The organism is Streptacidiphilus sp. EB103A (assembly GCF_041261405.1).
Lineage (GTDB): Bacteria > Actinomycetota > Actinomycetes > Streptomycetales > Streptomycetaceae > Streptacidiphilus.
Map to the genome: position 1 here is coordinate 43,653 of NZ_JBGCAQ010000010.1, position 20,760 is coordinate 64,412.

Annotated in this window: 19 protein-coding genes; 4 read left to right on the top strand and 15 right to left on the bottom strand. The window is 72.0% G+C overall.

The window, feature by feature from the left end; all coding sequences use genetic code 11:
* Nucleotides 1-32: 32 nt before the first annotated feature.
* The 6 genes from ABH941_RS17765 to ABH941_RS17790 all read right to left on the bottom strand — a co-directional run bounded on the left by ABH941_RS17765 (nucleotide 33) and on the right by ABH941_RS17790 (nucleotide 6,020).
* Nucleotides 33-680, bottom strand: a complete 648-nt coding sequence (locus ABH941_RS17765; RefSeq protein ID WP_370130260.1) for a hypothetical protein — start codon at nucleotides 678-680, stop codon at nucleotides 33-35.
* Between the two features lie 89 nt (nucleotides 681-769).
* Nucleotides 770-1,564: a GntR family transcriptional regulator gene (locus ABH941_RS17770; RefSeq protein WP_370130261.1), complete on the bottom strand. Its 795-nt coding sequence runs from the start codon at nucleotides 1,562-1,564 to the stop codon at nucleotides 770-772.
* Nucleotides 1,565-1,702: 138 nt separating this feature from the next.
* Nucleotides 1,703-3,058, bottom strand: a complete 1,356-nt coding sequence (locus tag ABH941_RS17775; protein WP_370130262.1) for an aspartate aminotransferase family protein — start codon at nucleotides 3,056-3,058, stop codon at nucleotides 1,703-1,705.
* An 87-nt stretch (nucleotides 3,059-3,145) separates the two neighbouring features.
* On the bottom strand, nucleotides 3,146-3,601 hold the full coding sequence (locus ABH941_RS17780) for an N-acetyltransferase family protein (RefSeq protein WP_370130263.1): 456 nt from the start codon (nucleotides 3,599-3,601) through the stop codon (nucleotides 3,146-3,148).
* A 4-nt stretch (nucleotides 3,602-3,605) separates the two neighbouring features.
* Nucleotides 3,606-4,208 carry a GNAT family N-acetyltransferase gene (locus tag ABH941_RS17785; RefSeq protein WP_370130264.1) on the bottom strand — a complete coding sequence of 201 codons (603 nt, stop codon included), beginning with the start codon at nucleotides 4,206-4,208 and terminating at the stop codon, nucleotides 3,606-3,608.
* A 525-nt stretch (nucleotides 4,209-4,733) separates the two neighbouring features.
* The gene (locus ABH941_RS17790) at nucleotides 4,734-6,020 is read right to left on the bottom strand and encodes an adenylosuccinate synthase (RefSeq protein ID WP_370130265.1); all 1,287 of its coding nucleotides are present in this window, start codon (nucleotides 6,018-6,020) and stop codon (nucleotides 4,734-4,736) included.
* A gap of 132 nt (nucleotides 6,021-6,152) precedes the next feature.
* Here ABH941_RS17790 and ABH941_RS17795 point away from each other — a divergent pair, with 132 nt between their 5' ends.
* Together ABH941_RS17795 and ABH941_RS17800 are read left to right on the top strand one after the other, a co-directional pair.
* Entirely contained in the window at nucleotides 6,153-7,145 is a 993-nt protein-coding gene (locus tag ABH941_RS17795) for a diacylglycerol kinase family protein (protein ID WP_370130266.1), read from the top strand.
* A gap of 204 nt (nucleotides 7,146-7,349) precedes the next feature.
* Nucleotides 7,350-7,772: a DUF3151 domain-containing protein gene (locus tag ABH941_RS17800; RefSeq protein ID WP_370130267.1), complete on the top strand. Its 423-nt coding sequence runs from the start codon at nucleotides 7,350-7,352 to the stop codon at nucleotides 7,770-7,772.
* A gap of 119 nt (nucleotides 7,773-7,891) precedes the next feature.
* On the opposite strand, the gene fbaA is transcribed toward ABH941_RS17800, so the two are convergent.
* Nucleotides 7,892-8,914: a class II fructose-bisphosphate aldolase gene (gene fbaA, locus ABH941_RS17805; protein WP_370130268.1), complete on the bottom strand. Its 1,023-nt coding sequence runs from the start codon at nucleotides 8,912-8,914 to the stop codon at nucleotides 7,892-7,894.
* A 318-nt stretch (nucleotides 8,915-9,232) separates the two neighbouring features.
* Here fbaA and ABH941_RS17810 point away from each other — a divergent pair, with 318 nt between their 5' ends.
* Nucleotides 9,233-10,270, top strand: coding sequence for a hypothetical protein (locus ABH941_RS17810; protein ID WP_370130269.1), 1,038 nt, complete (start codon nucleotides 9,233-9,235; stop codon nucleotides 10,268-10,270).
* Between the two features lie 33 nt (nucleotides 10,271-10,303).
* Nucleotides 10,304-11,077 carry a DedA family protein gene (locus ABH941_RS17815; RefSeq protein ID WP_370130271.1) on the top strand — a complete coding sequence of 258 codons (774 nt, stop codon included), beginning with the start codon at nucleotides 10,304-10,306 and terminating at the stop codon, nucleotides 11,075-11,077.
* A gap of 47 nt (nucleotides 11,078-11,124) precedes the next feature.
* On the opposite strand, the gene pyrE is transcribed toward ABH941_RS17815, so the two are convergent.
* The 8 genes from pyrE to ABH941_RS17855 form a co-directional block, all read right to left on the bottom strand.
* Nucleotides 11,125-11,661: an orotate phosphoribosyltransferase gene (gene pyrE, locus ABH941_RS17820; RefSeq protein WP_370130272.1), complete on the bottom strand. Its 537-nt coding sequence runs from the start codon at nucleotides 11,659-11,661 to the stop codon at nucleotides 11,125-11,127.
* A gap of 25 nt (nucleotides 11,662-11,686) precedes the next feature.
* Nucleotides 11,687-12,586 carry an aldose 1-epimerase gene (locus tag ABH941_RS17825; protein ID WP_370130274.1) on the bottom strand — a complete coding sequence of 300 codons (900 nt, stop codon included), beginning with the start codon at nucleotides 12,584-12,586 and terminating at the stop codon, nucleotides 11,687-11,689.
* A 36-nt stretch (nucleotides 12,587-12,622) separates the two neighbouring features.
* Nucleotides 12,623-13,681, bottom strand: coding sequence for a CoxG family protein (locus ABH941_RS17830; RefSeq protein WP_370130275.1), 1,059 nt, complete (start codon nucleotides 13,679-13,681; stop codon nucleotides 12,623-12,625).
* Between the two features lie 104 nt (nucleotides 13,682-13,785).
* Nucleotides 13,786-15,462 (bottom strand): spermidine synthase, encoded by a 1,677-nt coding sequence (locus ABH941_RS17835; protein ID WP_370130276.1) that lies wholly within the window; start codon nucleotides 15,460-15,462, stop codon nucleotides 13,786-13,788.
* 141 nt (nucleotides 15,463-15,603) lie between these two features.
* The gene (locus ABH941_RS17840; RefSeq protein ID WP_370130277.1) at nucleotides 15,604-16,122 is read right to left on the bottom strand and encodes a DUF2617 family protein; all 519 of its coding nucleotides are present in this window, start codon (nucleotides 16,120-16,122) and stop codon (nucleotides 15,604-15,606) included.
* 437 nt (nucleotides 16,123-16,559) lie between these two features.
* The gene (locus tag ABH941_RS17845) at nucleotides 16,560-18,005 is read right to left on the bottom strand and encodes a serine/threonine-protein kinase (protein WP_370130279.1); all 1,446 of its coding nucleotides are present in this window, start codon (nucleotides 18,003-18,005) and stop codon (nucleotides 16,560-16,562) included.
* Nucleotides 18,002-18,469 (bottom strand): hypothetical protein, encoded by a 468-nt coding sequence (locus ABH941_RS17850; RefSeq protein ID WP_370130281.1) that lies wholly within the window; start codon nucleotides 18,467-18,469, stop codon nucleotides 18,002-18,004. The genes ABH941_RS17845 and ABH941_RS17850 overlap by 4 nt, the downstream gene beginning before the upstream one ends.
* 75 nt (nucleotides 18,470-18,544) lie before the next feature.
* Nucleotides 18,545-20,635 carry an N-6 DNA methylase gene (locus ABH941_RS17855; RefSeq protein ID WP_370130542.1) on the bottom strand — a complete coding sequence of 697 codons (2,091 nt, stop codon included), beginning with the start codon at nucleotides 20,633-20,635 and terminating at the stop codon, nucleotides 18,545-18,547.
* Nucleotides 20,636-20,760 lie beyond the last annotated feature (125 nt).

Below are 20,760 nucleotides of genomic sequence, written 5' to 3' on the forward strand. Positions count from 1 at the left end.
GCCCACTGGGCGCCCCCTCGGCTTTCCCGCGCTCAGGCGAAGACGACCATGGAGCCCTGTCCCAGCGCGCGGACCGCCGCCGCGTGCAGGCCGGTCCAGGCATGGCGCTCGCGGGAGAAGGGGCCGTCGTTGCCGGGCGGCGGGTGCGCCGGGCCCTCCAGCGTGGTCGGCGCCACCGGCCTGACCGGGACCGGCGGGGCCTGGTGGTCGATGCCGATCCAGGAGGCCACCGCCTCCAGCTCCCGCAGCAGCCCGTGCAGCGAGCCCAGCGGCCCGCCGGTGGCGAGCAGCGCGTCGTCCACGATGGGGGTCTCGAAGTCGATCGGGACGTACGCCCCGGCATGGTCGAAGTGCCAGACCAGGTGCGACCGCTCGGCGGTGTCCTCGAACATCTCCAGCAGCTGCTCGTAGTCCCCACCGAGCTCGTCCACGGGTGTGACCGGCAGGTTGGTGAGCTGCAGCAGATACGCGCGGCGGAGGAAGTGCAGCGACTCGTAGTCGAAGGCGGCGACGGGTTCGACGTCGCCGCTGAGACCCGGCATGTACTGGAAGACCGGCACCGCCGGCAGGCCGTGCGCGCCGAGCGAGGCGTTGTAGATCGCCAGGTCCTCGGCGAACGGGTTCTCGGGGCTGTGGACGAGTACGTCGACGAGCGGGACGAGCCAGATGTCACAGGCCACGGGCACTCCTGGGCGCGTACGCGCCGGTTGCGACGACGGTTGGACGTAGTGCTCTCATCGCAGCCACCCTAACGCTCTGCGGCGAAGCCTCACAGGGAGTCGCGCCGAGCGGGAATCGGCAGGATGTCGGCATAGCCGATGAGGGTGCCCTCGGCGCTCTCACCGCAGAGAGCGGCCATCTGCCGGAGCGACTCGCGGTTGTAGTCGATCAGCATCCGGTGCACCGTGTCGCGGTCCTTGGCGACCAGATGCTCCATCAGTTCCCGGTGCCCGGACCAGCAGTAGTCGGCTATGTCGGGACGGCCGCGCAGATAGGGCGCTGCGAAGATCCAGTACTGCACCCTGAGCCAGTCCAGGTACCCGGTGAGCCTGGCGTTGGCGACCAGGCCGGCGAACTCCCCCCAGAACCGCAGGTCGCAGCCGACCAGCACGTCCAGGTGCCCGGCCCGGGCCGCACGGTAGGCGGCGTCGGCGCGGCGCTGCAGCGAGGGCAGCCGCTCCCAGTCGATCGCCTTGAGATGGACCGCGAGGCGGCGGAACATCCCGTCCGAGACCAGGGTCCTGGCCTCGACGATGTCGACGAAGTCGTCCCAGCCGAGCCGGGGGACGGTGAAGCCGCGGTGGTGCTCGGTCCACAGCAGGCCCTGGGCGGTGAGGTCGAGCAGCGCCTCCCTGACCGGGGTGGCGGACACCCCGTACAGCTCGGCGATCTCCTTGACGGTGAAATGCGATCCGGCCGGGAGCCGGCCTGCCATCATCTCGTCGCGCAGGGCGCCCGCGACCTGCTCGCGCAGACTGCTGCGCCGGAGCGGGGACGGCGAAGCCGCCAAGGCCTGTGCGGCCTGTGAGGCCCGCGGTCCCGAGGACGGCAGGTCGGACGGCACGACCCCTCCTCGGGTGGCTTCAGTGGTTCGGGCCTCCCAAGGGTAAGGCCCCGAACCCGGGGAAGCATCGGAATTCGGGGCCAAAATGGTCTAGACCTTATGTCGAAACAGTAAAGATCGCCTGAAAGTAACCCCAGCTCAGACCGTGTGCGCATCCGCGATGGTGAGCACCTCGTCCAGGATGGCCAGGCCCTCCTTGACCTCCGCCTCGCTGCTGTTGCACGGCGGGACGACATGCAGCCGGTTCATGTTGACGAACGGCCACAGGCCGCGCTGCTTGCAGGCCGCGGCCAGCTCGGCCATCGGCGCGGCAGCGGCGCCCGCCGCGTTGTAGGGGGTCAGCGGCTCGCGCGTGGCCCGGTCCCTGACCAGCTCCAGCGCCCAGAACACACCCAGGCCGCGGACCTCGCCGATGACCGGGTGACGCGTCGCCAACTCACGCAGGCCGGGCCCGATCACCGTCTCGCCGAGGTGCCTGGCGTGCTCGACGATGCCCTCCTCCGCCATGGCGTTGATCGTCGCCACGGCCGAGGCGCAGGCCAGCGGGTGACCCGAGTAGGTCAGCCCGCCGGGGAACGGACGCTCGGCGAAGGTCTCCGCGATGGCGCCGCTGATGGCGACGCCGCCCAGCGGGACATAGCCGGAGTTGACGCCCTTGGCGAAGGTCAGCAGGTCCGGGGTGACCCCCCAGTGGTCGGCGGCGAACCACGCGCCGGTACGGCCGAAGCCGGCCATCACCTCGTCCAGGATGAAGACGATCCCGTAGCGGTCGCAGATCTCGCGGACGCCGGCCAGGTACCCGGCCGGGGGGACCAGGATCCCCGCCGTGCCGACCACGGTCTCCAGGATGATCGCGGCGACGGTCTGCGGGCCCTCGAAGGCGATGGTCTCCTCCAGGTGCTGCAGCGCGCGCTCGCACTCCTGCGCCTCGTTCTCGGCGTGGAAGTTGGAGCGGTAGGCGTAGGGGCCCCAGAAGTGCACGACACCGGACACCCCGGTCTCGTTGGCCCACCGGCGCGGGTCGCCGGTCAGGGCGATCGCGTTGGCGGTGGCGCCGTGGTACGAGCGGTAGGTGGAGAGCACCTTCTGCCGACCGGTGTGCAGCCGCGCCATCCGGATCGCGTTCTCGTTGGCCTCGGCGCCGCCGTTGGTGAAGAAGATCTTGTCGAGGTCGCCCGGGGTACGCTCGGCGATCAGCCGGGCCGCCTCGCTGCGCACGTCCAGGGCGAAGGCCGGGGCGAAGGTGCAGAGCTTGCCGGCCTGCTCCTGGATCGCCGCGACCACCTTGGGGTGCTGGTGGCCGATGTTGGTGTTCACCAGCTGCGAGGAGAAGTCGAGGAAGCGGTTGCCCTCGTAGTCCCAGAAGTACGAGCCCGCGGCGCCGGCGACGGCGAGGGGGTCGATCAGGGCCTGCGCGGACCACGAGTGGAAGACGTGGGCGCGGTCGGCAGCCTTGACGGCCTGCCCCGCTGCGGAGTCGACAGAGATGCTCATGGCCGCAGCCTACGGAGCAGGCCGCCGCCCCGGCAGCGACAGCCTGTTCGCCGATGGCGAGGCAGCGCTACAGGCTGTCAACCGGGGTCAGGAGGCCGCAGCGTCCATGCTGTAGGTCAGGAAGACGGTCCTGGCCGCATGCCGGTCGTAGACGGCCCGCGCCCGGTAGTTGTTCTCGGCGGTGTTCCAGCGGACGGTCGACCACCCCTCTTCCGCCGCGACCCGCGTCAGCGCGGCGAGCAGCGCGTCCGCCGCACCGCTGCCCCGGCGGGCCGGGTCCACGAACAGGTCGTCGAGGAAACCGCTGGTCCCGCGCAGCGGCGAGTCATAGGCCCGAAAGTGCGCCAGCCCCACCGGCACGCCGTCCGCGTCCCGGGCGACCAGACAACGCGTCTCCCGCTCGGGATCATGGATCCAGGCCCAGACCCGGTCGTAGTCGGCCTCGGTCAACTCCACCGAGTAGAACGCGCAGTAGCCCTCGAACAGCTCCCGCCAGCGCGGCAGGTCCGCGGCCAGGACCGGGGTGATCGTCAGATCCGACATGGCGTCAGCCCTCCAGGAGTCGGTTCGCAAGACGGGCCTTGGCCTCGGGCCACTCGTCCACCAGCATCGAGAAGTAGACGCTGTCGCGCCAGGACCCGTCCGCGCGCAACCGGTGCCGCCGCAGCACACCTTCGCGCTGCGCGCCGAGACGGGCGATGGCGTTCTGCGAGCGGGTGTTCAGGTGGTCGGTCTTCCACTGGACCCGGCCCATGCCGAGGTCCTCGAAGGCATGGGTGAGCAGCAGCAGCTTGGACTCGGTGTTCACCGCGGTACGCCAGACCGAGCGGGCGTACCAGGTCCAGCCGATCTCCAGCCGCTCGTCGAAGGGAACGATGTCGAGAAACGTCGTCCACCCGACCGGCTTCCCGGTCGACAGATCGATCACAGCAAACGCGACAGCCACACCCGCCTCCACCTCCGCGAGCCGCTCTTCGAGCAACTCCCCCAACTCCCCCTCGCTCTCCGGCGGAGTGACCGTAAGCCAGCGCCACACCTCCTCGTCCCGTCCCCCGGCCAGGAACAGCTCAGGCAGATGATCGCGGGACAGTGGCTCAAGGCGGACATGGGTTCCGGTGAGCGTCGTGGACGCGGGTGTCTTCGCAGGCATGGTCAGACAGTAGGCAATGTTTGAACTAAGCGCAATCACATTATGCACTAGTTCAAACTTGTCCGGGAGCGGGGGAGGCGGGCCGACACCGCAGCGCGAACGCGCCCCACGGTTGCAACGGCAGCGTTGGGTAGAGCGAGTTGCCCGCCGTCTCCCGGGCTCCGCCCGGAAGGAAGGCGCTTCGCGCCGGCAACTGGGGCGGGGAGTGGGAGCGCTCTGGTGCGGAGTGTTTGGCGGTGGGCGGGGGTGGCGCTCCACGGTTGCAACGGCAGCGTGTGGTGAGGCGTGTTGCGCGCCGATTCCCGGGCTCGCGCCCGGACAGAAGCGGCTCCCTCCCCAAGCACTTCGTGCAGGGGATACCCCATGCGCGACAGGGGCCGGGGGCGGCCCGGGTCCGGCGCGGAGCGTGCGGCGGGGGCGCGGGGCGGGGCGACGTCGCCCCGCCTCCCCCGACCACAGACAGTCGACGACCCCGCCCACCCACGGCAAGGGCGAACGGGGTCACCAACAGAACCACCGCACCGACTACGACAGGAACGACCGAACCTGAATCGTCTCCGTACGGCCCGGGCCCACGCCGATGGCGGAGATCGGGGCGCCGGACATGTCCTCCAGGGCCTTCACGTACGCCTGGGCGTTCTTCGGGAGGTCCTCGAAGGTCTGGGCCTTGGTGATGTCCTCGGACCAGCCCGGCAGGTTCTCGTAGATCGGCTTCGCGTGGTGGAAGTCGGTCTGCGAGTAGGGGAGTTCGTCCACCCGCCGGCCGTCGATCTCGTAGGCCACGCAGACCGGGATCTGCTCCCAGCCGGTGAGCACGTCCAGCTTGGTGAGGAAGAAGTCCGTCAGGCCGTTGACGCGGGTCGCGTAGCGGGCGATCGGGGCGTCGAACCAGCCGCAGCGGCGGTCGCGGCCGGTGGTGACGCCGCGCTCGCCGCCGATGCGGCGCAGCGCGTCGCCGTCGGCGTCCAGCAGTTCGGTCGGGAACGGGCCCGAGCCGACGCGGGTCGTGTAGGCCTTGAGGATGCCGATGACCCGGTCGATCTTCGTCGGGCCGATGCCGGAGCCGGTGCAGGCGCCGCCGGCGGTCGGGTTCGACGAGGTGACGAAGGGGTAAGTGCCGTGGTCCACGTCCAGGAGGGTGCCCTGGCCGCCCTCCATCAGCACGACCTTGTTCTCCTCCAGCGCCTTGTTCAGGACCAGGACGGTGTCCGCGACGAACGGGCGCAGCTTCTCGGCGTAGCCGAGGTACTCCTCGACGACCAGGTCGACCGGCACCGCGCGGCGGTTGTAGAGCTTGACCAGGATCTGGTTCTTGTCGTGCAGCGCGGCTTCGACCTTCTGGAGCAGGATGCTCTCGTCGAACAGGTCCTGGACCCGGATGCCGACCCGGTTGATCTTGTCGGCGTAGGTCGGGCCGATGCCGCGACCGGTGGTGCCGATCTTGCGCTTGCCCAGGAACCGCTCGGAGACCTTGTCCAGGGTCCGGTGGTACGGGGTGATCAGGTGCGCGTTGCCGGAGACCAGGAGCTTGGAGGTGTCCACGCCGCGTTCCTGCAGACCCACCAGCTCGGAGAAGAGCACGGCCGGGTCGATGACCACGCCGTTGCCGATCACCGGCGTGCATGTCGGGCTGAGAATGCCCGAGGGAAGCAGGTGCAGTGCGTACTTCTGATCGCCTACGACCACCGTGTGACCGGCGTTGTTGCCGCCCTGGAAGCGGACTACGTAGTCGACCGAGCCACCGAGGAGGTCGGTGGCCTTCCCCTTGCCCTCGTCGCCCCACTGAGCGCCGACCAGCACGAGTGCGGGCACAGGCGTACACCCCTTTCGGGCGGGGCAAAACAGACGGCGGAAGGCCGCCGTTCTGGCCCCGGATAGACCAAGCCCCTGGCGCAACAGCGCAAGGGGCTCTTACACCGAGAGATTACCCGAGGAAGGAGAGCGGTGTCGGCTGTGCGATCGGCGGGAGAGGCGCTCCTGGTGGTGGTCTCCCCCGCCGCCCTGGCCCTGGACGCGGAATCGGTCAGGGTGGCCAGGGACGTTCTCGGGGCAGCCTTCGCGGTGAAGCTGGTGGTTCCGGGGAGCCTGGCCGAGCTGGAACAGGCCCTTTCGCGCAGGGGCGGGAAACGACTTGTTGTGATAGGTGATGACCGTGCGGTGCACCAGGTGGTGCAGGTGTTGCACCAGCGTGCGGAACTGGCGTCGAGCCCCCTCGGGATCATCTCGATCGGAAATGGCGAAAAAGTGACCTTGACCAGGTCACTGGGGGTGGCCGCGCGCCCCGTGGATGCCGCCAGGACGGTCGTCGGCGGCGCCGAACGCACCCTGGGTCTGCTCGTGGACGAGAGCGGCGGAGTGGTCCTCGGCGGGCTGCGGATCCCCGGCCGCAACCATCCCGGATCCGCGCCCGGAACAGCGGCGGAGCGGCTCCACCCGGACGGCCCCAAGGACTCCGGGGACACCTCCGGCGGCAGGCCCGCGAGCGCGCCCGCATCGAGCGCCTCCGCTTCCGAGCCGCGTTCGCTCAGGGCGAACAAAGCTGCGGCTGGGCGAGGCGGTCTCATTCCGTCCCTCTGCCTCGGTCTGGGCCTCCAGCTCGGCCGAGCCGCCCGCAGTGTTGCCGCGCAGGTGCGCCCGCTCCGCGGCGACCCCGGACAGGCCCTGCTCGTCGAGGCGGACGGACAGATGCTGGCCGACCTGGACCACCCGGTGTACCTGGTCGCCGCGCCCGACGACGGCCTGATGGAGGTTCTGCTGAGCCCCTCGTCGGGGCCCGGCGGACCGTTGCGGGTCCGGGTCCGGCGGATCACGGTGAGCGGCGGTCCCGCCACGAGCTTCACTTATCTGGCGGACGACGCCCCAGGCGGCCCGGTCCAGCACCGCACCTGGACGGCCGAACCTGCCGCCTGGCGGCTGACAGTGCCGCCTGCCGCCTGACGCCAGCCGCCTGACTGCCCCTCAACTCCCTTGACTCTCCGCGCCCAGGTGCAGTTGGTCGCCGGACCGGGTGGTGACGCCGAAGCGGGCGAGGGCCTTGGCGGCCGGGCGTACGGCGGGGAAAACGCAGGCCTCTGGCGCCCCGGTTCCGCTCGACAGGCCGGACTTACGGGACATTGACAGCCTGGTGGCAGACTGCAGGGCATGAGCATCCACAAGAATCTGCTGGACGGACCGGAGCCGACGCTGCTGACCGAGGACGAGCAGCCCTACCGCATGCTGGCGGAGGAGTCCGCCTCGCCCGCGCAGGTGGCGGCGGAGTTCCCGACCTTCTCGCTGGCCTGGGCCATGCTCGCCGACGACGCTTTCGCGGCCGGTCATGTCGTCGAGTCGTACGCCTACGCCCGCACCGGCTACCACCGGGGCCTCGACGCCCTGCGCCGCAGCGGCTGGAAGGGCCACGGGCCGGTGCCGTGGGAGCACCGGGCCAATCGGGGCTTCCTGCGCTGCCTGGCGGCGCTGGCCCGGGCCGCCGACTCGATCAAGGAGACCGAGGAGGCCGACCGCTGCTGGCAGTTCCTGAAGGACAGCAGCCTGCTCGGCTACGAGGAGCTGAAGGGGCAGTAGCACAGAGCCGCACACGACGGAGGCCCGGTCCGCGATGATGATCGCGGACCGGGCCTCCGTCGTGTGCGGCGCTGTGCCGTGTACAGCCGCGTGCAGCCGTCTACAACGGCCTGCGGCGACTACTTCAGCCGGTTGCCGGCCGAGCGCAGGCTCTGGGTGGCCTCGACCACGCGGGCCGCCATGCCGGCCTCCGCGAGCTTGCCCCAGGTGCGCGGGTCGTAGGTGCTCTTCTTGCCGACCTCGCCGTCGACCTTCAGCACGCCGTCGTAGTTGCGGAAGATGTGGTCCACGATCGGGCGGGTGAAGGCGTACTGGGTGTCGGTGTCGAGGTTCATCTTCACGACGCCGTTCTCCAGCGCGGTGGCGATCTCCTCGGCCGAGGAGCCGGAGCCGCCGTGGAAGACGAAGTCGAACGGGTCGGTCTTCCCGTACTGCTTGCCGATGGCGTCCTGCAGCTCGCGCAGCAGCTCCGGCCTGAGGACGACGTTGCCCGGCTTGTAGACGCCGTGCACGTTGCCGAAGGAGGCGGCCAGCAGGTAGCGGCCCTTCTCACCGAGGCCGAGCGCCTCGGCGGTGCGGACGGCGTCGTTGACGGTCGTGTAGAGCGAGTCGTTGATCTCGTGCGAGACGCCGTCCTCCTCGCCGCCGGTCGGGGTGATCTCGACCTCAAGGATGATCTTCGCGGCGGCGGCCTTGGCCAGCAGCTCCTCGCCGATGGCCAGGTTGTCGGCGAGGGTCTCGGCGGAGCCGTCCCACATGTGCGACTGGAACAGCGGGTTCTCGCCGCGGGCGACGCGCTCCGCGGAGATGGCCAGCAGCGGGCGGACGTAGCCGTCCAGCTTGTCCTTGGGGCAGTGGTCGGTGTGCAGCGCCACCGTGACCGGGTACTTCGCGGCGACGATGTGGGCGAACTCGGCGAGCGCGACCGCTCCGGTCACCATGTCCTTGCTGTACTGGCCGCCCAGGAACTCCGCACCACCGGTGGAGATCTGGATGATGCCGTCGCTCTCGGCCTCTGCGAAGCCGCGCAGGGCCGCGTGCAGCGTCTGGGTCGAGGTGACATTGATGGCCGGGTAGGCGAACTTGCCTGCTTTAGCCCGGTCCAGCATCTCGCTGTAGACCTCGGGGGTGGCGATAGCCATGACGAATCCGCTCCTGTCGGTGATGCGTTTACGGACACTGCGACCCCGACCAGGAGTCGGGCACCGGCGCCATTGTCCCATCCCCGCCCGTGGGCTTCACCCCCGCGGGGGACAGCGGGGTCGCATCCACCCTGGCACACCCGAACGGATTAAAAAGGATCAATCCGGCCAAGCCGGGCAGCCGAGTCGGGAAGCGTCTCCCCAGCAGGGCTCGCGGATCGACAGGACGGGGGCACCCGAATGGTGTTTCGGGCAGACGCAGAGCGGACGCCGGGCGCAGGAACGCGCAGGCCACGGCCAGGTTGGCTGAACGCCGCGGTGCCGGCGGCGGCACTGCTGCTGCTCGCCGGGGTCCCGGCCGCCGGCACCGCGCGTGCCCAGGTCCAGGCACGGGTCCGGACGGAGCCCCGCCACCTGCCGGACACCTGCGGGGCCACGGCACCGCAGCTGCGACCGGTGCCGGCCGAGGCCCCACCCTCCGCCAGCCGGACCGTGGGGGCGCCGTCGAACGAGGCGGCGGCCCGGCACCTCTGGTACGGCCAGGCCGACCAACTGCCGATCGGGCTGTGGTCCGACGCCACCGTGGTCCTGCGCGCGCCCGCGACCCATGGCACCGTACGGCTCGACCTGACCAGCCACGGCTTCAGCACCGACTCCGTCGAGGTCCAGCGCTGGGTCCATGCCTCGCACCGGTGGGTGGACCTGGCCATGCTGACCACGGCCGGCAGCGGTGACGCCTTCCCCACCCGGGGCGGCTTCAGCTTCCCTGTTGCCACCCGCGCCTCCCTCGCCCACCCCGAGACCGTCCCGTTGCGGCTCCAGGACCTGGACCGGCCAGGTCGGCTCGGCGTCACGGCCTCCTTCGCCGACGGGCACGGCCACACCTACCGGGCTCCGGTCGTCACCTCGGCGGTCACGCGACCGCACACCGCCTTCACCGGCTGGCCCGCCCACGCCGCGCTGGTCCGCGGCGGCCCGGCCCAGCCCTTCGGCCTGACCGTGCGGAACACCACCGACCGCGCCTACCCCTCCCTCACCGCACTGTTCTACGCCTACGGCATGGGCGGCGGACGGGCGCTGACGCCGCGTGACCTGGTGCTCCAGCAGTATCTGCGCGGGCGCGGCTGGGTGGGTCTGCCCCTGGTCGCCAGTGCCTGCGACCCGGGGATGAGCGCCGCGCTGCGACCGGCCGCGGGCGCCGCGCTCGCCCCCGGCGCCGAGGAGACCGTGCAGCTCCGGCTGGCGGTGGCGCCGGGCGCACCGCACGCGGTGGGCTCCGGCTTCGGCGGACTGGCCGTGCAGGGCGGGGACACCGCGCTGGCTTCGGAGAGCCTGCCGTTCACAGTGCGGAGCTAGGGAGCTCTTAGCCTCAGGCGTTACTCTGCGCGGGTGACCACGACTCTCGCGTTGAACGTATCGACACTGCTCGACGCCAAAGCCCTGATCGCCCAGGTGGGTGCGATCGGCCTGCTCGCCATCATCTTCGCGGAGACCGGCCTGCTCATCGGGTTCTTCTTCCCCGGCGACTCACTGCTGATCCTCGGCGGCGTGGCCGCGTCCAGCGCCGGTATGAAGGTGCTCGGCGTGCAGATGTCGATCGCCGAACTGCTCGTCGCGGCGCCGCTGTGCGCCATCGCGGGCGCGCAACTGGGCCATCTGCTGGGGGCCAAGGCCGGACCCAGGCTCTTCCGAAGGCCCAACTCCAAGCTGTTCCGCCAGGAGCACGTGGACAAGGCCGAGGAGTACTTCCTCAAGTTCGGCCCCGCCAAGGCGGTGCTGATGGCCCGCTTCATCCCGGTGGTTCGGACCTTCCTGAACCCGGTGGCCGGGACGCTGGAGATGCCGGCGAGGACGTTCTTCCTCTGGAACGTGATCGGCGGGGTGGTCTGGACCGAGTCGATGCTGCTGATCGGCTACGAGTTCGGGGCCTCGATGGCGCCGGTCATCGACAAGTACCTGGTCCCCGCCATGGCGCTGATCATTCTGCTGTCGATCTCGCCGATCCTGGTGGAGCTGGTGCGCGAGCGGCGGAAGAAGCGCTCGGGCGAGGCCGGTGGAGTCGTCGGGGCCGTCGGAGCCGTGGAGGCGGCCGTCGCCCCGGTGTCGGCCCAGCGGCCGGCCGAGGACGAGGCCACCGCGGGTGGGCGCCACCGCAGGCGCTGACGCCCGAACGCACGCCCGACCACAGTCCCGACCGCACGCCCCCGCCGCTACAGCCCGAGCTCGGCCAGCTGGTAGGCGGCCAGGTACGGCAGGCCCTCGGCCTCGACGGCGGGGGCCGCGCCGCGCTCCACGATGACCGCGACTGCGACGACCTCGCCACCGGCCTCCCGTACCGCCTCGACGGCGGTCAGCGGCGAGCCGCCGGTGGTGGAGGTGTCCTCGACGACCAGCACCCGGCGGCCCTTGACGTCGGCGCCCTCGATCCGGCGCTGCATGCCGTGCGCCTTCTGCGCCTTGCGGACCACGAAGGCGTCCAGCCGCTGGCCGCGCGCGGCGGAGGCGTGCAGCATCGAGGTGGCCACCGGGTCCGCGCCCAGGGTCAGCCCGCCGACGGCGTCGAAGTCCAGGTCCGCGGTGAGGTCCAGCATCACCTGACCGACGAGCGGTGCGGCCTGGCCGTCCAGGGTGATCCGGCGGAGGTCGATGTAGTAGTCGGACTCCAGGCCCGAGGACAGGGTGACCTTGCCGTGGACCACGGCCTTGGTCTTGATCTGGTCGAGAAGCGCGTCGCGGTGGGTGCTCATGAGGCCCCAGCCTATCGACGCCGGCCTACCGACGCCGCCAGGTCCAGGTGGTGCTGACCTCCAGCGGGTCGATGGGGGTGACCAGGCGCGGGGCGGTGTTCAGCCCGTTGGGCGGGCCGGTCTGGGGTTCCACGCAGATGGCGTCGTCCTGCTCGTCGAAGACCACCAGCCAGTCGCAGCCCGCGGTGATCTCCAGGCTGAGCTCGCCCTCCCAGACCAGGGTGGCCTCGACCCCGTACGGGAGGCCGAAGCAGTCGTCGCGCGGCCCTTCGAGGGGGCTGATGCGGTTGCCGGTCGGGAGGTGGTCGCTGCCGCGCTCCTCCTGCCAGGCGGGCTCGAAGTCCAGCCGGGCCGGGGCGCCGTCCGGGCTCAGCTGCTTGCGGAACCACGGGTGCCAGCCGGCCATGGCCGGGAAGGAGACCTCGGCGGTCTCCACGGAGAGAGTGGTGCGCAGCGACTCGGCGGTCAGTTCGAACAGCTGGGTGACCCGGCCCGCGTACGGCCAGGGCTCGGCCAGGTCGTAGTAGAACGCGGCACTGGTCGCGCTCACCGGTGCCGCCGCGCGCCAGGCGGTGCGGACGCCGGTGCCGTGGATGGCGTGCGGCGGCATGTCGATGGGCAGCGCGTGCCGCTCCCCGCCGTTGCGCCAGCGGCCGTGGTCGACCCGTCCGGCCCACGGCACCATCGGGAACGACCCGTAGGCGAACACGCCCTTGCCCTGCGCGGCGAGATCCTCCCCGGTCCGCAGCAGTTCGGTGCCGCCGATCCTGAGGCTGCCGAGGCGGCAGCCGTCACCCGGCAGCACCGTCACCTCCACATCGCCCGCCGTCAGCAGGACGGGGGCGGTCGCGGCGGCGGACCGGGCGGCGGCGGTCGGGGCGGCGGCCGAAGCGGCGTCACCCAGAGAACTGGCGGGGCGGGGCATCAGGCCTCCTGAGGTGCGGGGTCGTCGGGGTCGACGCTACCCGCGCCGACGCAGCACACGGACCAGGATCACGGCGCCGCCGATCAGCGCCGCTCCGCCGCCGACCACCCAGGGCACCCGGTTGGGCTCGCCGTCGGCGGACGGCGGCTCGCCCATCCGGCGGGACGGCGCGCCCCAGCGGGCCGCCGCGCGGGAGCGGGCGCTGCGCGGCGGCAGGCTGGGACCGTAGCGGCCGCTCGGCGGGGCGTGGTCCACCTCCTCGGCGGAGCGGCCGACCATGCTGCGCCGGGTCGCCGAGGGGTCCGGCCAGGGCTCGTTGAGCGCGGCGGCGGCGTTGAAGGAGGCGGCGGGCTCGTCGATCAGGAACAGCCCGGACTCGTCGATGCCGTCGATTCCTTCGATGCCGTCGGGGTCCTCGGCGCCGTCCGGGCCCTGCGCGTCGTCGAAGTCGGCGAGCTCGGAGAGGTCGGTGAGCTCGCCCAGCTCGGCGAGCTCCTCCAGGTCCGCCAGCTCGGCGAAGAGGATCGGATCGCCGTCGATGCCCTCCCCGGGGGCGGCTCCGTCGGCGCCGAGCAGGTCGGCGTCGGCGAGGTCGGCGACCATCGCTGCGCAGAAACGATCCAGCAGACGGCGCAGCGCGACCGAGACCACCTCCGGGTGCAGTTCCTCCACCCGGCCCTTGGCCGCGAGGTCACCGTGGAACAGCACCCGGGCCTGGTCGTCGCCGTCCGGCAGCACCTCGACCCGCAGCCGCCCGGAGACCGCGCCGCTGCCGACGGACTGCTGCGCCCGGACGGCGACGACCAGCTCGTCGGGGTTCCCGGCAGGGTCGCCGTCAGCGTCCCCGGCGGCGGTCACGGGCTCGAACTCCAGCTCGCCACGGTAGGTGATGGAGGAGCTGCCGACCCGGAGCTTCAACCGGCCGGCCAGCGCCGGGGTCGGAGTTCGGCCCGGACCGGCCCCGGTGCCGACTTCGGGCCGGTCCTCGGGCTGCTCCGCCGTGAATCCCGGCAGGCAGCGCGCCAGCAGCTCGGGGCGGCGCAGCGCCTCTCGGACGGCCTGCTGCGGAAGCGGTACCAGAACCTCATGCTCCATGCCTTGGAAGCCTACAGATCACCCGCCGCCTGGGCGGGCGTATGCGCCTGTGAACCTCACGCAACGTGAAGCCGGCACCGTCTCAGCGCGGGATCAGCGCGGGATCAGCGCGGGTTCAGCAGGGTCGAGGGGGCCGGTTGGTGCGCGGGGCGGCGCAGGTCGGCGAGGGTGGCGGCGATCCGCAGCGCGGCCGCGTCCAGGCTGCCCGGCGCATCGTCGGGACGGGCCGGCGGCCGAAGCCTCGGCGCCGCGACAGAGGCCAGGATGAAACCCCAGTCGGTCGGCCCGGCGCAGGAGCGGTCGGCCGGCACCGCGTACTCCGCGGTCCGCAGCCCGGTGGAGCGCAGCGTGGCCTCGGCCGCCCAGAAGGCGTCCGCGGCCACCGGTCCGGCGTGGACGGCCAGCCGCCCGTCCGGGTCGAGCACTCGGCGGACCATGCCGTAGAACTCCTGGGTGTAGAGCTTGCGTCCCTCGTCCAGGTCGGGATCGGGGAGGTCGGCGACGACCACGTCGTAGCGCCGCTCGCCGTGGGCCTCCGTACGCAGCCAGTCGAAGGCGTCGGCGATGACCACCCGGACCCGGGGGTCGGCGAGGGCGTCCCGGTTCAGCCGGGTGAGCCCCGGGTCGGTGCGGCCCAGGTGCACCACCGCGGGGTCGATCTCGACGACGGTGACCTGGCGCACCCCGGGCACCCGCAGGGCCTCGGCCGCGGCCAGGCCGTCGCCGCCGCCGAGGACCAGGACCCGGGCGTGCGTGCCGACCATGGCGGGCTGGACCAGCGCGGCGTGGTAACGGGGCTCGTCGGCGCCGCACACGGCGAGCCTGCCGCCGAGGTACATCCGCAGCGGGGACGCGGACGCGGCGTCCCCGGCCGGGCCGTCCCCGGCGGGGTGCGGGGCGGGCCGGGACTCCTCCCCCCGCACTTCGCGCGGCGGATACCCCATGGCGGCCGTGCGCGGCGGGGGCACCCGGCCGGGGCCGGTGAGCACGATGTCCTGGTAGCGGCTCTGGGTGGTGAAGCGGATCGGCGCCCCGTACAGCGCCTGTCTGGCGGCGCGTTCGAACGCCCCGGTGAGCGCGGCGGCGACGGCCAGGACCACCAGCACCGCGCCGCAGAGGCTCCAGAGCAGCGCTCTGACCCGGCGGCTGGGCTCCCGGGGGAACAGCCAGAGCACCACCACCGCCCCGGCGACGGCGTTGACGGCCCCGGTCAGCAGGGCGCCGGTGGCCTGGCCCAGAATCGGCAGCAGCAGGAAGGGAAAGGCCAGGCCGCCGACCAGGGCGCCGACATAGTCGGCGGCGAAGAGGTCGGCGACGGCACGGCCCGCCTCCTGCCGGCGGATCCGCTGGATCAGCGTCATCAGCAGCGGGATCTCCGCCCCGATCAGGATCCCGATGAGCAGGGCGACGCCGACCAGCGCGGTCCGGTAGTGGCCGACCCAGACGAAGCAGCCGTAGAGCAGCAGCACGGACAGGCCGCCGACCAGCGCCAGCGCGCTCTCGACCAGGGCGAACGAGGTGGCCGGGCGGCGGGTGAAGCGTTTGGCCAGCAATGAGCCGACGCCCATGGCGAAGACCATCACCGAGAGCACCACCGAAGCCTGGGTGACCGAGTCGCCGAGCAGGTAGCTGCCCAGGGCCACCAGTTCCAGCTCGTACACCAGACCGCAGGCGGCGCAGACGAAGGCGGCGAGCAGCACCAGCAGCCGGGCGGCACGCCTGCCGCCGACGGGTCTGCCCTCGGCCGACGGCGGCGAGGAACCTGCGGAATGGTTGATCACGAACAAACGCTAGGCGACGTCAGGTCACGGCCACTTCCCCCGCAGGAGTGATAGGGACATACTCCACATTGACGCTTCGATCATGTGCTCGGACAAGTGCTTCGGACAAGTCCGGGAAATTCCGGGGCCGCTGCCGATCCGTCAACTCCGGTACCAGTCCTGAACTTTCAACGACGAACGGGTGCACACCAGACGCCCCTCCTGCGGATAGGCGTGCCAGGTCCGCCAGTGGATCCCCTGTGCGTCTCCGCCGGCGAGCAATGCGGTGAAGGCCGTCGGATCGCCCGGGAACACCCCGGCGAGCCCATAGGGATGGTTCTCGACCAGCGCGAGCAACTCCTGTGCTCTACCGGCGAAAGACTGTTCCTCCCATGTTTCCACCCGGGCCGCGAATTCGTACTCCCGGCCCTGGACCCGCTCGGCGACCCGGGCCGGCAGCGGCGAGCGCCGCCCCGGCAGACAGGCCACGGTCTCCGAGCACCGGCCGGACTCCGTACCGAGGACCACCTGGTGAGAGGCGCCCAGCAGGCGTAACTGGAGGTCCACCGGACCGATCCGGAGATCCAGGACCGCCAGCGCGGGCAGTTCCTTGCTGCCCAGGCACCAGGCCAGATCCCCGGCGCGGGTGTCGGTGTAGGAGGTGTTCAGGGTGGTGAGCATTCTTGGCTCCGCGTACTCGGGTCACTCGAGGGCACCGGGTCGGAACTGCCGCCGGGCACGCGCACGGCCCTGCGGGCGTGGCGCATCGGGGCATGGCTGCCCTGCGGCAGCAGTCATTCGGGGGACTCAGGAGCAGGGAAGCACGAATACTCCGTGTTCGTAGAGCATTTACCCAACTTCACCGCCCTACCATCATTCCCGGATGGATTCCTTCTCCTTGTGTCCGCCGACATGACCGACCCTGCCCGTTGACGTGGGAAAACCCTGCTCCTGGGGATAACCGGAAGCACCCGGGGAACTGCTCCGGCAGAGCCGGCGAAGGAAATCAACGATTGTCACATGCCCTCGGCAATCGTCCGCTGCACAGTCCCCCGCTGTTCTCACTCCTTCGAGGGTCACTCGTACGGCACACTCCGCTGTCAATCGTCGTCGTTCGCTCACCCCTGGGGGTGGCGCAGCCCGCCGATCCGACGGCGCACTTCCGGGGCCAGTTCCGGATACGGCAGCAGGGCCCGGTACTCGGTGAGCGCGGCCGCGGTCTCGCCGAGGTGCTCCAGGCACTGGGCGGCCTCGAAGCGGTATCCGATGCCCTGACGGTCCGTCACTCCGAACTCCGCCTCCCGCTCCTCGGCGAGGAGCCGGAGCTCGGGCAGCGCGGTGCGGTATTCGCCGACCTCCATCAGCGTCGCCGCGTACTGCTTGCGCAGCAGGCGCACCACCGTGGAGTCGCGGCCGTGCACCTCGGCGGCGGCCGGCACCGCGTCGGCGAGCACGCCGACGGCCTGGGTGATCCGTCCGGCGTCGAGGAGACCCCTGACCCGGTCCACGGCGGCGAGGACGTCCTCCTTCCCGACCGACGGCTTCCCGACTGACGGCTTCCCTGCTGCTGGTCGCGGCGGGGCAGCGACCGCAGTCGCCGGGAGGGCCGGCCGGGAGCCCTCCCAGGGCGCGGAGGGGTACCGGAACGGGCGGCTCGGGTCCATCGGCCCCACCTGCCCCGTCGATCCTGCCGGTCCCGTGCACGGCGCGGCGCCAGGAGCGGGCAGCAGCGGCACCAGGGCCCGGTACACCTCGGCCGCGTCCGCGGGCCGTTGCCGGGGGTCCTTGGCGAGCAGCCGCAGCACCAGGCTCTCCAGCAGTTCCGGCACCTCGGGACGGACCTGGCGCAGCGGCACCGGCGGCTCGTTGAGATGCCGGTGCAGGACGCCCAGCGCCGAGGAACCCGCGAAGGGCACGGTTCCGCTGAGGAGTTCGTGCAGCACCACCCCGAGCGCGTAGAGGTCGGCGGCCGGGCCGACGTCGCCGCCCATGGCCTGTTCCGGCGCCATGTAGGCGGGACTGCCGATGGGTGAGCCGGTCAGGGTGAGCCGGGTGGTGTCGCTGTTCAGCACGGCGGCGACGCCGAGGTCGAGCACGACCAGCGTGCCGTCCGGACGGACGATCAGATTGCGTGGCTTGAGGTCGCGATGGACCACCGGCACAGCGTGCACCGCCGTCAGCACCGGGCACAGCTGCGCCGCCACGGCGACCGCCCACGGCCAGGGGTACGGATCGTTCTCGGCGAGGTGGTCGGCCAGATCGGCCCCCTGGACGTACTGCATCACCAGGTACAGGTCGTCCCCGTCGTCGCCCGCGTCATGGACCGTGACCAGGCCGGGGTGCTCCACGCGGGCGGTGATCCGGCACTCCCTGGCGAAGCGCCGGCGCAGTTCCCGGCCGCCGTCGCCGCCGTCGCCGGCCTCGGCGACCCGGTCGGGCCGGAGCAGCTTCACGGCCACCCGCCGGTCCAGCCGCCGGTCGTGGGCCGTCCACACCTGGCCCATACCGCCCTGGCCCACGAGTGCCGACAGCTCGTAACGGCCCGCGACCACGCGGCCGTTCACGCGCCCTCCTGCTTCCGCAGATAGGCGCTGAGCTCGTCGAGTTCGGCCCTGACCTGGTCGATGCGCCCGTTGGGAGCGGCCGGCGGGTGGACCGGGACCGGGAAGTACACCGGCGGTGCGGTCCCCGCCCGGTGCGCGTCGTGCCACCGCAGGTCGGCGACCAGGAAGTACACCGGCACGCCGAACGCGAGCAGGATCAGCACCGCCGTCCCCAGTCCGGCCTGCCAGCTGCCGTCGTTGTGGCTCACCCCCACCAGCACGAACGAGGCGGTGGCCGACACCGCCACCGCTCCGCACCAGAACCAGTCCCAACCCCTTCGACTGCGGACGGCCAACCGGACCATCGGGATCCACGACAGGATGCCGATCGTCGCAGGGGGAACGGCGACGTACAGCACGCGAAGGATCACTCGCACGGCCCGCGCACCCCGGCGGGGCGGCGGTATCGGGGCGGGGCCGGACATGGCGCAGCTCCTGACGGTCGGTGTCGCACGCATCGGTGGCGGACGAGGCGAGCGTACCGATGCGTACCGACGCCCTCAGCCAGACCCTGCGCTGCCGTCCGTCAGTTCGTCGTGGAGGCCCTGGAGCAGCTGCTCGCCGAGCCGCCCGGCCAGCCGCAGTGAGTCCTCGAACGCGGCCAGGGTGCGGAAGCGCTCGCCGTAGCGGCGCTGGGCGTCGAGCGGCAGCCGGGGTGCCTGGAGCCTGCGTACGTCCAGCCGGGTGGCGGTCGAGGTGTAGCTGCTCGCCTGCCGGCTGTTGGCGCTGCCGCGCAGGAAGCCGGCGAGGAACCACGGATCCAGGGACGTCGGGTCGGGGCGCAGCAGATGGACCCCGCGGCCCAGCAGGGCGCCCGCCTGCGCCTGGTCGACCACCCGGGCGACCGAGCCGCGGCCGAGGGCCGGGATCACCACGTCGCCGGCCTCGGTGAGCACCGGCTCCTCCTCGTCGCCGTCGCCGTCCAGCGGCGCCCCCGAGGGGGGTGCGCCAGTGACGATGTCGTGCTCGGTCAGCACCACCTGACCGCCCGCAGGGCCGCCCGCGGTGCCGCCCGCAGGGCCGCCGCCGGTGCCGGCCGCCGCCGGCCCGCCACTGACCGCCGTGCCGGTCCGGATCAGCAGCGCCCCGGTCCGGGCCAGCTCGCCGACACTGGTCAGCGACCAGTGCGCGGGCTGGGCCGGGCCGGCGACGACGGGGGCGAGTTCGGCGGACCGCTTCAACTCGGCGGCCAGCCGGTCCCGCACCGCGGCGAGACCGGCCGCCCCTCCGCCGACCGCGCGCTGCGGAAGATGCCGGGCCGGAGTGAGGTCCACATCGTCGTCCAGCAGCTCGACGACCTGGAGGGCACGGCTGACGCCGGGGGTCCCGGTCACGGTGCCGTCCCGGTCGAAGGCCCGCCAGGCGTCCGCCACCGTGGTGCGCAGCGACTGCCAGGAGGGCTTCTCCGCACCGTCCACCGGGCCGCCGGTGTCGACCAGCAGCAGCTGCTGCGGCGCGGGCGCGCTTGCGCCCGGACGGCGCAGCACCCAGAGGTGCAGCGGAATCCCGTACGGCGGCGCCGCACCGGCCGGGAGGGCGATCACGGCCCGCAGCGCTCCGCGGCGCAGCAGGTCCGCCCGGATCCGACGGCCCGACCTGCGCGAGGCGGCGGCCGGCGGCATCAGCATGACCACCGTGCCGCCCTCGCGGACCCGGGCCAGGGCGTGCTGCACCCAGGCCAGTTCGGACTCGGTGCGCGGCGGCAGGCCGTACTCCCAGCGGGGGTCGTAGGCCAACTCGTCATGGCCCCAGTTGCGTTCGTTGAACGGCGGATGGCAGAGCACCGCGTCGGCGGCGGCGGTGCGGAAGTCGTCCGCCCGAAGGCTGTCGCCGACCCGGATGCGGACCGGGCCCCGGGTGGTCAGCGCGAGGCGCAGGGCGGTGAGCGCCGCGGGCCCGGGGTCCGCCTCCTGACCGAGGAGCGCGCTGGACGCTCCGGCGGCGCGGAGCAGGCCGCCGAAGCCGCAGGCGGGATCCAGCACCTGGGCCGCGGGGCCCGCGAGTTCGGCCATCAGCTCGGCCGGTTCGGCCGGGGTCAGCGTGTACTGGCGTGGCCCGGACTCCAGATGACGGCCCAGCAGGAACTCGAACGCCTGCCGGGCACCCAGTTCAGCGGCCAGTTCGACGACGCCCCGCAGCAGTGTGGAGCGGGCGGAGATGGCCTCCGCGCCCGAAACCGGAACCGGGTGGTCGTCGCCCAGCCGCTCGCGCAGCGCGGCGGCGAGCGCCGATGCCAGCCGAGTTGCCCGGGACCGGCCTCCCGCAGTGGTGGGGGCCGGGTCGACTTCGGGCTGATGATGCATCAGCACCAGGAGCGAGCCCGCGAGTTGCAGGGCGGCGAGAGCTCCGTCGGGGTCCTGCTCGACCTGCTGCCAGACCCGTTCCCGGGCCGGGACCTGACCGATCTTCCCCTGCTCGCGCAGCCATCGCTCGACCTCGGCCAGGTCGAAGGTCGGGCTGGTGTCGGTGCCGCCGACCGGCCGGGGGAAGTCCGCGTGGCGCCGCCGCCAGTTGCTGACGGCGGCACGACCCACACCGGCCAGCCGGGCGATCCCGCCTGCCGTGACCGCGGCTCCGTCGCCCCGCACCATCGCGCACCCCACTTCTGCAGTCACCGACGGCCGATCATACACAGCAGCCTTCACATCAGATAGTTCTGTTGACGGTGTTCACAGGACATGGTCTGATTATCCCGCCGATCACCCTCATTCCTGCC